The following is an 11,548-nucleotide window of genomic DNA, read 5'->3' as shown; positions in this document are numbered from 1 at the left end:
CCCGCGGGCACCGGTCGTCGCTGGCGCTCCTCCCTGCGGGTCCCGCGTCGCGCGGCAGAAAACCGCATGAACCCCGACGGGCCGCTGGAGCGAGCCCCGATCCACCCGCGATCACGGTGGACTCACCACGGCGTGCCGGTCAGAGCCGGGCGGCGGCGACCGCGCGTGCGGGCAGGAACCGGCCGGCCGTCGCGGCGCCCGCGGTGGTGACGACGACCAGGCCGTCGCTGCAGATCGCGAAGCCCGCCTCCACCGCGATCAGGCCGAGGAAGGCGCGGTCCCGCAGCAGCGTCCCGATCCCGTTCGGCGTGATCTCGCCCGGCGTCCTCGCCGCCCGGGAGGCGGGAAGGCGCATCGGCAGTGCCCCGGCGATCAGGAAGCTGACCACATTGCCGGCGATGGCCAGCTGGAAGAGGCCGGGCGAGCCGTGGGCCACGAGCAGCCCGCCGGTCAGGGCTCCGAAGCCGACGCCGGCGGCCTGCAGCATGCCGGTCACCGCGAAGAGGCGCTCCCGCCCACCGGCGGGAACCGGCTGCGCCGCGAGCATGGTGAAGAACGTCGACCAGAAGACGCGCAGGCCGGCGGCGGTCAGCACGAAGGAACAGGCGATCGCCCAGGGTTCGCGTGGTCTCATCCGGTGCACCGGCGGCGCAATCCGGTTTCTTCAGGCGGGCCCCGCGTCGTCGGCGCGCCCCGCGGCTGCGGTCCTGTGCACGGCGTTGCGCGGCCCGTTCGGGGTGTGCGGAACCGGCCACGGATCCGCCGGCCGCGGGAGCGCGCGGAACCGGACCACGCTGGAAGCGGGAGATGAATGAGATCTTGATCTTGATCTGCCTGCCGGTCCCGAGCCAAGATCGGGGTGGGTGGAGGCGATAGGGACTACCTATCATGTGATGGGGCGAAATTTCGGGACATAGCGGGCCGTTGGCCGGCAGTGGGCGCTGGCAGCTCTACGGGCGGCGCGGGGCGACCGGGGCGGAGAGGCCGGCGGTGAAGAGCCGGGCGTCGACCTCGTTGAGGGAGAGTTTGAGGGCGCCCAGGGCTACGGCGTCGGCGCCGAGGGTGGAGGCGCGGACCTCGGGCATGCGGAGGCAGAGGCGTTCGAGCTCGTGGCGCAGCGGGGCGAGCAGGAGGTCGGCGGAGCGGGAGAAGCCGCCGCCGATGATGACGACCTGGGGGTCGAGGGTGAGGACGAGGGCGGCGGCGCCGATGGCCAGATCCTTGACGTAGCGGCGGACGGCGGTGACGGCCGGTTTGTCGCCGTTGCGGGCCGCGGTGAAGACCCAGGCGGCGGCGTCGTCGGCGGTCACGGTGGCGGGGATGCCGGGGCAGTTCTGCAGGTGGGCGGGGGCGTCCAGCCAGCGGACCTGTTTGAGCGCGCCGATCTCGCCGGCCGCGCCGCCGAAGCCGCGGCGCAGGACGCCGTCGATGATCAGGCCCGCGCCGGTACGCAGACCGGCCAGCAGATAGACGATGTCGTCGGCGTCGGCGGCGGCGCCCTTCCAGCGTTCGGCGAGCGCGGCCAGCTTGCAGTCGTTCTCGATCTGGATCGGGCAGGCGAAGCGGGTGCTCAGGTGGGCGGCGAGGTTGACGCTGGTCCAGCCGGGCAGCGGGGACGAGAAGCTGGTCAGGCCGGAGGCGTCGACGGCGCCGGTGACCGCGACCGTGACGGCCCAGATGTCGCCGGGGGACTTGCCGGCCTCGGCCAGGCAGGTGTCCAGGAGCGTGTCGAGGGCGGCGAGGCGGGTGGCGGGCTCGGCGTCCGGGTCGACGGCGTGGCGGACCGTGTGGACGATCGTGCCGTCCAGGTCGGCGAGCAGCGCCAGTATCTTGTGGACGCCCACGTCGACGCCGATGACGTAGCCGGCACCGGCCCGGAATCGGTAGCGGCGTGCGGGGCGGCCGACCGCGCTGTTCGTGCCGGGTTCGAGCACGCTGGCCCAGCCGTCGGTCACCAGGCCCTGCGCGATCACGTCGACGGCGGGGCGGGACAGGCCGGTGCGCTGGGACAGCTCGGTGACGGTGGACGGCGGGTGGTCGCGCAGCGCGCGCACGATGCTCAGCGAGTTGAGCTCACGCAGGCGTGAGAGGTCGACGCCGCTGGTCACCGGTTCTGCCACGCCCCGCATAATACGCTTTGATCTTTACAAACCCTCGCAGGCGGTGCGCCATGGACCGATGGTGTACCGTTCGGTAAAGACTGTACCGATCGGTAAAGGGGACCACGATGATCAGGCCGCCGTTCACCCGCGAGACCGCCGTCCAGAAGGTGCGGACGGCCGAGGACGCCTGGAACGGCCGCGATCCGGCGCGCGTCTCGCTCGCCTACACGGAGGGCAGCCGGTGGCGCAACCGCTCCGAGTTCGTCACCGGGCGGGCGGAGATCGTCGCGTTCCTGGACGCGAAGTGGAAGCGTGAGCACGAGTACCGGCTGATCAAGGAGCTGTGGGCGTTCGCCGATGACCGGATCGCGGTGCGGTTCGCCTACGAGTGGCAGGACGACGCCGGGCAGTGGTTCCGTGCGTACGGCAACGAGAACTGGCGCTTCGACGCGGACGGCCTGATGGCGGAGCGGCACGCCAGCATCAACGACGTGCCGATCGACGAGACCGACCGGCGCTTCCACTGGGACCGGTCGGGCCCGCGCCCGGCCGACCACCCCGGCCTGACCGACCTGGGGCTGTAGGTGGGCCGCGTGGTGCGGGACCGGGCCGACGCGATCCTGGCGCTGGCCGAGATGTTCCGCACCTACGGGTTCGAGAGCGCCAGCCTGGCGACCATCGAGAAGCACACCGGGCTGGGCCGGGGGAGCCTCTACCACTTCTTCCCCGGCGGCAAGAACGACATGGCCCGCGCGGTCCTGGACGAGGTCGGCGCCTGGTTCGCCCGCGAGGTCTACGCGCCGTTGCGCGAGGACGGGCCGCCCGCCGCGCGGATCGAGGCGATGTTCACGGCCACCGGGGCGTACTTCCGGTCCCGGCACCTGGTCTGCCTGTTCGGCGCGATGGCGATCGGCCGGGAACGGGAGCGGTTCGGCGACGAGATCCGTGGCTACTTCCGGGACTGGATCGACGCGCTGACCGTGCCGCTCGAGCAGTCCGGCGCCCGGGAGGCCGGACTGCTCGCCACCGACGTCGTGGGCGGCATCCAGGGCGCGCTCGTCCTGGCCCGCGCGCTGCACGACGACGACCTGTTCACCCGGTCGCTCGACCGGTTGCAGGCTCAGGTGATCGGATAGGCCTGTGCCTCCGGCGTGACGGCGGGCGTGAAGTCGACCTCACGCCCGTCGATCGTCCACGTGTACCGACCTCGACGCCGCACGTCCGGGGAGGCCACGAGGTAGTCGGTCATCCGGGACAGTTCGGTCTCGGTGAGCCAGCTCGGCGGGTCGGAGACGGCCCGGAAGCGGGTGATGTCGGCCAGGTCGCGCAGCCAGGAGAGCTGCCGGTCGGTGAGCAGGTTGAGGCGGCTGCGGAAGTAGATGACGTCCGGGTCGACCTCGGTCAGCGGCGCCTGCCAGATCCGGTGCAGCGTGTTGACCACGGCGTTGCGGGCCATGGCGTCGGACGGGTCGTCGCTGGCGTAGTTCTGCCACATCGGCGCGACGTCGGGCCCGCTGCGCAGGCCGTCGAGGATGCCCAGCGACGGCAGCAGGAGCGCGCCGCTGCCGAGCAGGTAGACGTCGTCGCCGGCCACCTCGCGGATCAGCGCGAGCGCGTCGCGGTAGCTCTGCTCCCGCTCGCCGTCACGGACTCCTGGCACGGCCCCCGCGTTGATGAAATCAAGCTTCAAATACTTGAATCCCCATCGGTGTACGACGCGGTGCGTCAACTCCGCGAGATGGTCCCGGGTGTCCGCGCGGGACAGGTCGAGCGCGTGATACCCGGTACCCCAGTTGTGCCCGGCGATCACCGGCGCGCCCTGGGCGTCGCGCAGCAGCATGTCCGCGTGCCCGGCGGACGGCAGCGTGATGAACGGCGCGATCCACAGCCCGGCCGTCATCCCGGCGTCCGTGATCCGGTCCGCCAGCGCCCGCATGCCGGACGGGAACTTGCCGTTCGGCTCCCAGTCGCCGACCGACCGCTCCCACCCGTCGTCGACCTGCACCACGTCGAACGGCAGCCCGCGCAGGTCGTCGACGTCCTTGGCGAGCTGCTGCTCCGTGATTCCCTCGTAGTAGGCGTACCAGGAGCACCACACGTTCCCGGCCCGCCGATCGCTGCTGCCCAGCCGAGCCGAGAGCTGCCGGGTGTACGCCGCGAACACCTCCTCCTCCGGCCCGCGCGCGACGAACCAGGGGGCGGCGCCGGATTCGTACCATCCGGCGATCGTGTCCTGATCCGCCCGCAGCCGCGGGACGCCGAGGCCGAGCGCGCCGAGCAGCAGCACGGTGCCGTCGCCGGCGTCGAGCGCGGCCACGGCGGAGGAGTGGTGCCGGGCCGGATCGTCCCAGACGTCGTCGTCGGCGGTGACGCGCCGCTGCGGGTTCGCGATCCGCAGCGGCGCGTCGCTGAGCCGCCGCCAGCCGCACGGGCTCCAGGAGTTCTGCCCGTGGCGGTAGAACAGGGCATCGCCCAGTCCGTGCAGCAGCGCGACGCGGCCGGGCGGCAGGATCAGGCCCCCGTCGGCTGCCTGCGGATCGCCGGGGCCGTCGAATTCGAGCGCGAGGGTACGGCCGGCCAGCTCGATGAGCAGTGCCATTGATCTCCTTACAATCACTTGAAGAGTGCGTTGACCTGGTCGTTGGCCTTCTTCAGCGCGGTCGCGGAGTCGGTCTGGCCGCGCACCGCGGACTGGATCGCGCTCTGCACGATCGTGCTGATCTCGTTGCCGTGTTCCGTGATCGGCAGGAAGTACGTGCCGCCGGGCGCGGCCGCCTCGTCCACGTACACCTGCACGTCCCGGCCCTTGGCCTGGTGCGCGGCGATCGCCTTGTCCGTGCCGGACGCGATCGCCGGGAAGACGACCGCGTTGCCGCCGACGATGTCCTGGCAGGCGGGCGAGGCGAGGTAGCTGACCCACTTCCAGGCCTCGTCCTTGTGCGGAGTGCCGGCCCAGATCGCGTCCGACAGCCCGTTGATCGCAGTTTTACGGCCCTGCGGCCCGACCGGCAGCGGCGCGTAGGCGAATGTCACCTTGGCGGAGTCGCCCAGGTAGCTGTTGATCATCCAGGAGCCTGCGGTGGTCATCGCGCCCTTGCCCGCGTTGAGCAGCGCGTCGTTGCTGAGCGTGGACGCCTTGTCGAACGACGGGCTGTAACCCTTGGCGATCAGGGACCTGAACCAGTCGATGGTCTGCGCCAGCTTGGGATCGTCGTACCGGTAGGCAGTGCCCCACGGGTTCTGGTCCAGGTAGGTGAAACCGTTGCTGGCGGCCAGATTGCCCCAGCCGTTCTGGCCCTGCGAGCCGTCCGCCCACTCCGGCAGGTAGCCGTAGGTGGCGACCCTGGTCTTGTCGAACGCTGGGTCGAGGCCGTTGTGACCGTTCGCGTCGACCGTGGCCTTCGCGATGACCTGCTCGAACGTGCCGCCGTCCGTGGGGTTCCAGGTCAGCGTCGTGAGCGCGTCCGGAGATATCCCCTGCGCCGCGACGTGGTCGGTGTTGTAGACCAGCGCCATCGTGTCCCAGTCCTTCGGCAGGCCGTAGCGCTCGCCGTCCTTCGTGAACAGCTCCGCCAGCCCGCCCTGGTACTGCGTGAGGTCGATCTTCGACGCGTCGACGTACGGCTGGATGTCCAGGATCTGGTGGGCCGCGACGAACTGCGGGTAGTACGAGCCCTGGTTCGTCCACACGTCCGGCGCCTCACCGGCCGCGAGCTGGGTGGTGAGGTTCTGCCAGTACGTGGTCCACGCCGACTGGGTGATCTCGACCTTGATCGTCGGGTTCGCCGCGGTGAACGCGTCCGCGCAGGCCTGGTAGGACGCCTTCTGGTTGTCGTCCCACAGCCAGTAGCTCAGGGTGACGTCGCCGCTGCTTCCGCCGGCGTTGCCACAACCGGCCAGGAGCGTCAGGGACAGCAGCGCCGCCCCGGTCACACGCTTCATAACGGTGCCTCTCTATTTGTTTCCGGTGAAATTGAGGGACTGGACCAGACGCCGGCCCATCAGGAGCAGCAGGACCAGCACCGGCAGGACGGACAGCGTGGACGCGGCCATCAGCCCGGTCCAGTCCGGCTGCGTGTTCGGCGACTGCTGCAGGAACACGCCCAGTGCCACGGTGACCAGGCGGTTCTCCTCGCCGCGGCCGACCAGCAGCGGCCAGAGGTAGTCCTTCCAGGCCCACACGACGGTGGTGAGCCCGATCGTGATCAGCGGGCCGCGGCTCATCGGCAGCGCCACCCGCCAGAAGATGCCCCACGGGCCGTTGCCGTCCAGGATCGCGGCCTCCTCCACCTCGCGCGGCAGCGACAGGAAGAACTGGCGCAGGAAGAACACGGCGAACGGCGTCATCAGCACGGTCGGCGCGACCATGCCGGCCATCGTGTTCATCAGACCGAGCTCCTTGACCAGCACGAAGTTCGGCAGCAGCGTGAAGATCGGCGGGACCATCAGCGCGGCGATCAGGATGCCGAAGACCAGGTCGCGGCCGGGGAAGCGCAGGCGGGCGAAGGCGTACCCGGCCATCGCGCAGAACATGGTCTGGAACCCGGCGATCAGCACGCAGTAGACGACGGAGTTGACCAGGTAGCGGGCGAAGTCGACGCGCGCGCCGGACCCGCCCGCGGCGCGTGCCTCGGCTTCGCTGGTCAGGCCCAGGATCCGGGCGAAGTTGATCAGTGTCGGGTGCTGGGGGAGCAGCCCGGCGTTGTCGGTGTAGAGGTCGGCCGCGGGCGTGAGCGCGGTGCGGACCATCCACCAGAACGGGAAGATCGTGAGGATCACGACCACGGCCAGCACGGTCCAGGCGAGGATGCGTTTCATGCCAGGTCCGAACTGGACGCGCGCAGCAGGCGCATCTGGATCGCGGTGAGCACGCCCAGGATCAGCGCGAGGCAGATGGCGGCGGCCGCGGCGTACCCCATGTTGAAGTAGTTGAAGGCCTGCTGGTAGATGAAGTAGTAGATGACCCGGGTCGCCGACACCGGGCCGCCCCTGGTCGCGACCGCCACCGTGTCGAAGATCTGGAACGACCCGATCAACGAGATCACCAGAACCATCGCGAGTACGGGCCGGAGCAGCGGAAGCGTGATCGCGCGGAACATCCGCGCCTCGCCGGCGCCGTCGATCGCGGCGCTCTCGTAGAGATACGACGGGATCTGCAGCATGCCGGCGTAGAGCAGCAGCGCGGTGTACCCGGTGTAGGCCCAGGTGTTGACGGCCGCGATCGACGGCAGCGCCCAGGCCGCATCCGTGAAGAAGCCGACCGGGCTCAAACCGAGCGCGGTGATCAGGTGGTTGACGAAGCCGAGGTTCGTGTCCAGCAGCCACACCCACAGCAGGCCGACCGTCACGTTCGGGACCAGCCAGGGCAGCAGCAGCGTGGCGCGCAGCACGAGCGAGCCGGTCAGCCGGTGCATGAGCGCGGCGATGCCGAGCGCGAGCAGCGTCTGCGAGCCGATGTTGAGCACCACGTACCAGCCGGTGACCATCAGCGAGTTCCAGAACTCGGCGTCGCCGGCGAGCCTGGCGTAGTTGTCCGTGCCCACGAACGCGGGCGTGTTGATCAGGGAGTAGTCGGTCACCGAGTACCAGAGACCGCGGACCGCCGGGTAGCCGTAGAAGACGGCGAACCCGACCAGGACCGGTAACAGGAACCACCATGCCGCGCGACGGTCGTCGCGCCGTGTCGTCGTGCTCATCGATCGCCCCAGATTTGTGCCGGGCGGGCCTTGCCAGCCGTCCCGCTCTCGAATAATGATGTGGTCCTTCGAAATTTTGTCAACACCTCTTCGTAATCCACCGATGATCTGTCGCTTGGCATCTGTCGTTTGGAGAGTGGGATGAGAACGAGCAGAATCCTGGCCGCGCTGCTGGTGGGCGCGGTGTTGTGCGTCGGTTCGCCGGCCGCGGCCGCCCCGCCGGCACGCCCGTCCGCGCCGGCCGGCCCGGATCCGGCGTTGCAGGCGCACCCGCTGACCGCGGCGCCGGGCCCGCTGGACAACCCGCTGAAGGGCTGGGCGACGTTCTACTCGCCGGGCGCGAACCAGAACGGCGGCTATCCGCACGCGCTGACCTGGGGATACTTCGGCCTGTCCGAGATCATGAAGAACGCGTCGAACTGCGGCACCTACGACTGGTCGATCATCGACGGGATGCTGGCCGAAACCGCGACCTACGGCAACCAGGCCGCGATCCGGATCTACCTGACGTATCCGGGCGGGACCGGCACGCATCCGGCCAACGCGATCCCGGCCTGCTACAACGGGAACGTGGCGATGCGGCCGGACACGTACTGGAACGTCACGCACCCGGACTACGACAGCGCGTTCCTGAACACGGCGCTGCGGAACTTCATCACGGCGTTCGGCGCGCGGTACGACGGGGATCCGCGGCTCGGGTTCGTCCACATGGGACTCGTCGGGCTGTGGGGCGAGTGGCACACCTGGCCGTACGACACGGACACCGCGGACGGGCTGCCGAACTACATGCCGACGGACGCGAACGGCGCGGCGCTGATCGCGGCGTACGACAGCGCGTTCAACAAGACCAAGATCGAGCTGCGGTACCCGGGAGCGGCCGGCGGCGCCGCGAACAGCCGCGACATCGGCTACCACGACGACTCGTTCTGCTTCCGGGAAGGCTCACCGCTGCAGGGCGTCACGCTGCCGGTGTCGATGGGCGGCGCGTCCTACGGCCAGCTCCAGCGCACGCTGGACGCCGGCGTGGAGAACAAGTGGATCACCAGCTCGATCGGCGGCGAGCTGCGGCCGGAGATCCAGTCGACCGCGTTCCAGTCCTGGCCGAACGGGTCCGGTGCGGTCGACAACCTCAAGGCGTGCATCGAGCTGTCGCACGCGTCGTGGATGATCAACGAGGGTAGCGGCGGATACTCGTCGTCGGACGCGAACGTGGCCGCGGCGGTCCGGCTGATGGGCTACAACCTGACGGCCGACAACGCGTACTACAAGAACACCGCCTCCGGCACGACCAACGTCGGCGTGGCGATCAGCAACACCGGTGTGGCGCCGTTCTACTATCCGTGGCAGGTCACGCTCGGCCTGCAGAACAGCGCGGGCACGGTGGTGAAAACCTGGGACACACCCTGGGACCTGCGCACGGTCCAGCCCCGGACTCTCCGCGACTTCCCCGACTGGGGCACCGGCGGCGGCCACCGCGACTTCGGCTACTCGCAGTATTTCCAGACTTCTGTGGATTTGTCAGGCGTGGCGTCCGGCGGCTACCGGTGGGTGCTGCGAGTCAAGAACCCCCTGGAAGCGGTCAACGCCAGCGCCGCGAAGAAACTGCGCTTCGCCAACACCACCCAGCAGACCGACGGCTGGCTCGGCCTCGGTGACGTCACGGTCGGTAGCTCCTCGTCCGTCTCCTACGAGGCCGAGGCCGCCGGCAACACGCTCACCGGCGGCGCGCTCGTGGCGTCATGCTCCGGCTGCTCGGGCAGCGCGAAGGTCGGCTACCTCGGCAACGGCGCCACCCTGACCTTCAACGGCCTGGCCGGCGGCACCCGCACCGTGACCGTCTACTACGCGTCCGCGGTCACCCGCACCGCCACGATCAACGGCCAGCCGATCACCTTCCCGGCCACGGCGGGCTGGGAGTCGGTCGGCGCGGTCACCACCACGGTCAACGTGGCCGCCGGCACCATCACCGTCGCCAACCCGTCCGACTGGGCCCCCGACATCGACCGCATCACCGTCAGCTAGCTTTCCACGCACATCCGACCGGCCGGGTCGCGACACCTGGCCGGTCGTCGCCGATCAGCGGTAGCCGGATCCGTTGTTCTTGACGGCCAGGCCCCGCGCTCCCGGCACCACCACCTGTCCGTCGGTGACGAGCATGAAGCGCTCCAGGCCGGGGACGAAGACGTTGACCACGGCCAGGTTGTCGGTGACGTAGTGGTCGCGCTGCAACGGCGTGAGGCCGCGCCTGGTGAGGGCGTCGACGAGCGCGTCGAAGTGGCCGGCGGTGGTGTCCGGTGCTTCCGTGTCCCGGTACGGCACCAGCGTGGCGTCGGCCAGCCGGGTGCTGAAGTCGCTGCGGTAGCAGGCCTGGAGCGCGGGGTAGGGCGTCGTCCAGTCGTGCCGGACCGGTGACATGGCGGCGAACGCGGAGTGGACGGTGCCGAGCGAGGACGCCAGGTGGACCTGGACCAGTTCGCTCACCGCACGGGCGATCGCGTAGTGGCGGGAGAGCGAGGCGCCGCAGCCGCGGACCCGGGCAGGTTCGCCGTCCGGTGCGGGCAGGTAGGCGAGGATCGACGGCACGCCCAGGTCGGTGGTCATGTCGATCAGGTACAGCCGCTGACCGAGGATGGTCTCCGCCGCGGACACCAGCGCGGCGAGGTCGTCCGGCAGCGTGCGCGGCGCGATCAGGACGAGCGGGGACCGCCACCGGCCCAGGAACTGGTCGATCAGCAGCAGGGAGAGCGCGTCCCGCTCGATGGTCTCGTTGAGCGCGTGGACCGCGGCCTCGACCGGGTCGGTGCCGGCCGCCCACCCGTTGTTGCAGGAGTAGCGGCTCACGCCGGTGTAGTCGTAGTGGTCGCCCAGGCTCTCCCGCAGCGCGTCGGCGCCCTCGTCGAGGTAGTCCGGCACGGACAGGAACAGCGGCACGTCGACCTCGGCGCCGCTGCTCACCGCCCGGAACGGAAGGCACCCCATCGGCCCGTCGGGCAACTCCCCGAGCAGACCGAGCGCCACGTCCTGCCGCAGCGTCACGTCGCGGGAGATCTCATGTGCGGCGCGCAGCGTCGTCGCGCTGTTCGGGAGGCCTTGCAACCCACTCAGGTGGTGCTCCAGTGCCTCGAAGATCGCGCCGACCTGCGCCGCTGCCGAACCGCCCTTGCCGAGTCCCAGCCCGCTGGGCACCGGGTCGTCGCCGCGCCACAGCGTCGCGGTCCACACGGCGGGGTCACCGTCGAGCACCGCGGTGCAGTCCGCGCGGAGATCGAGCTCGGCCACCGCTGCCATACCCCGCAGGTGGGCCTCGGGCAGGCTCAGCGCCCGCTCACCGTCCTGGACCACCAGCTCCGTCTGGGACATCACTGCACCTCCGACAGTACGAACCGGGTGGGCCGGGCGGGTGCGCCGCCCGGCCCGGTGACGTCGACTCAGGCGGCGGATTCGACCGTTTCCACCTCGGAGTCCCGGTCACGCTCGGTCAGCTCGTCGAGGATCCGCTGCTCGGTCTCGGCGAGTTCCGGCTTGTCCTTCTGTGCGCGGTAGATCGCGTCGTGCAGTCCCATGTGCAACCTCCAACATCGAGCGTCGAACGGAGCCTTGGTCCGAGCTTCGGGCACGCCGATAGAAATCAGATGCACGGTGGATATATCCGCAGTCAGGCGCTCACCTCCGTACCCCCGTTGCCCCTGCTCGTGGGTCTTTGTGACGTGCGCGGTGCGTGACCGGGCCGGGCACGGGCTCGCGAACGGC

The 11,548-nt window shown here is 70.1% G+C and carries 11 protein-coding genes; 3 read left to right on the top strand and 8 right to left on the bottom strand.

Features of this window, described 5'->3' with window-relative positions:
- Window positions 1-139 precede the first annotated feature (139 nt).
- Together OP04_RS28795 and OP04_RS28790 are read right to left on the bottom strand one after the other, a co-directional pair.
- On the bottom strand, window positions 140-634 hold the full coding sequence (locus tag OP04_RS28795; protein WP_157240495.1) for an MFS transporter: 495 nt from the start codon (window positions 632-634) through the stop codon (window positions 140-142).
- 316 nt (window positions 635-950) lie between these two features.
- The gene (locus OP04_RS28790; RefSeq protein WP_198154011.1) at window positions 951-2,120 is read right to left on the bottom strand and encodes an ROK family transcriptional regulator; all 1,170 of its coding nucleotides are present in this window, start codon (window positions 2,118-2,120) and stop codon (window positions 951-953) included.
- Window positions 2,121-2,227: 107 nt separating this feature from the next.
- On the opposite strand from OP04_RS28790, the gene OP04_RS28785 reads away from it, so the two are divergent.
- Both OP04_RS28785 and OP04_RS28780 read left to right on the top strand, forming a co-directional pair.
- Entirely contained in the window at window positions 2,228-2,686 is a 459-nt protein-coding gene (locus OP04_RS28785; RefSeq protein ID WP_033343004.1) for a nuclear transport factor 2 family protein, read from the top strand.
- 9 nt (window positions 2,687-2,695) lie between these two features.
- The gene (locus OP04_RS28780) at window positions 2,696-3,238 is read left to right on the top strand and encodes a TetR/AcrR family transcriptional regulator (RefSeq protein WP_198154010.1); all 543 of its coding nucleotides are present in this window, start codon (window positions 2,696-2,698) and stop codon (window positions 3,236-3,238) included.
- Here OP04_RS28780 and OP04_RS28775 read toward each other — a convergent pair.
- The 4 genes from OP04_RS28775 to OP04_RS28760 are packed head-to-tail and all read right to left on the bottom strand — an operon-like array spanning window position 3,223 to window position 7,798.
- Complete coding sequence (locus OP04_RS28775; RefSeq protein ID WP_033343002.1) at window positions 3,223-4,701, bottom strand: glycoside hydrolase family 36 protein; 1,479 nt, start codon at window positions 4,699-4,701, stop codon at window positions 3,223-3,225. The two genes, OP04_RS28780 and OP04_RS28775, sit on opposite strands and share 16 nt — an antisense overlap.
- A 14-nt stretch (window positions 4,702-4,715) precedes the next feature.
- The gene (locus OP04_RS28770) at window positions 4,716-6,044 is read right to left on the bottom strand and encodes an ABC transporter substrate-binding protein (protein WP_033343001.1); all 1,329 of its coding nucleotides are present in this window, start codon (window positions 6,042-6,044) and stop codon (window positions 4,716-4,718) included.
- Window positions 6,045-6,056: 12 nt separating this feature from the next.
- Window positions 6,057-6,920 (bottom strand): carbohydrate ABC transporter permease, encoded by an 864-nt coding sequence (locus OP04_RS28765; RefSeq protein ID WP_033343000.1) that lies wholly within the window; start codon window positions 6,918-6,920, stop codon window positions 6,057-6,059.
- Window positions 6,917-7,798 carry a carbohydrate ABC transporter permease gene (locus tag OP04_RS28760; protein WP_051799276.1) on the bottom strand — a complete coding sequence of 294 codons (882 nt, stop codon included), beginning with the start codon at window positions 7,796-7,798 and terminating at the stop codon, window positions 6,917-6,919. Before OP04_RS28760 ends, OP04_RS28765 begins: the two co-directional genes overlap by 4 nt.
- A 141-nt stretch (window positions 7,799-7,939) precedes the next feature.
- Here OP04_RS28760 and OP04_RS28755 point away from each other — a divergent pair, with 141 nt between their 5' ends.
- The gene (locus tag OP04_RS28755; protein ID WP_033342999.1) at window positions 7,940-9,820 is read left to right on the top strand and encodes a DUF4832 domain-containing protein; all 1,881 of its coding nucleotides are present in this window, start codon (window positions 7,940-7,942) and stop codon (window positions 9,818-9,820) included.
- 54 nt (window positions 9,821-9,874) lie between these two features.
- Here the strand turns inward: OP04_RS28755 and OP04_RS28750 are convergent, their stop codons facing one another.
- The gene (locus OP04_RS28750; protein ID WP_033342998.1) at window positions 9,875-11,158 is read right to left on the bottom strand and encodes a YcaO-like family protein; all 1,284 of its coding nucleotides are present in this window, start codon (window positions 11,156-11,158) and stop codon (window positions 9,875-9,877) included.
- 68 nt (window positions 11,159-11,226) lie between these two features.
- Window positions 11,227-11,361: a hypothetical protein gene (locus OP04_RS56535; RefSeq protein ID WP_269746713.1), complete on the bottom strand. Its 135-nt coding sequence runs from the start codon at window positions 11,359-11,361 to the stop codon at window positions 11,227-11,229.
- Window positions 11,362-11,548 lie beyond the last annotated feature (187 nt).

It is taken from the genome of Catenuloplanes japonicus, from assembly GCF_000717135.1.
Lineage (GTDB): Bacteria > Actinomycetota > Actinomycetes > Mycobacteriales > Micromonosporaceae > Catenuloplanes > Catenuloplanes japonicus.
The sequence above is the reverse complement of the archived record's forward strand: the minus strand, read 5'-3'. Positions and strand labels throughout refer to the sequence as shown.

Bases quoted from the DNA above. Each gene is read 5' to 3' on its own strand.
- OP04_RS28795 (WP_157240495.1), bottom strand. From the start codon at position 634: ATGAGACCACGCGAACCCTGGGCGATCGCCTGTTCCTTCGTGCTGACC.
- OP04_RS28775 (WP_033343002.1), bottom strand. From the start codon at position 4,701: ATGGCACTGCTCATCGAGCTGGCCGGCCGTACCCTCGCGCTCGAATTC.
- OP04_RS28765 (WP_033343000.1), bottom strand. From the start codon at position 6,920: ATGAAACGCATCCTCGCCTGGACCGTGCTGGCCGTGGTCGTGATCCTC.
- OP04_RS28785 (WP_033343004.1), top strand. From the start codon at position 2,228: ATGATCAGGCCGCCGTTCACCCGCGAGACCGCCGTCCAGAAGGTGCGG.
- OP04_RS56535 (WP_269746713.1), bottom strand. From the start codon at position 11,361: ATGGGACTGCACGACGCGATCTACCGCGCACAGAAGGACAAGCCGGAA.
- OP04_RS28750 (WP_033342998.1), bottom strand. From the start codon at position 11,158: ATGTCCCAGACGGAGCTGGTGGTCCAGGACGGTGAGCGGGCGCTGAGC.
- OP04_RS28770 (WP_033343001.1), bottom strand. From the start codon at position 6,044: ATGAAGCGTGTGACCGGGGCGGCGCTGCTGTCCCTGACGCTCCTGGCC.
- OP04_RS28760 (WP_051799276.1), bottom strand. From the start codon at position 7,798: ATGAGCACGACGACACGGCGCGACGACCGTCGCGCGGCATGGTGGTTC.
- OP04_RS28755 (WP_033342999.1), top strand. From the start codon at position 7,940: ATGAGAACGAGCAGAATCCTGGCCGCGCTGCTGGTGGGCGCGGTGTTG.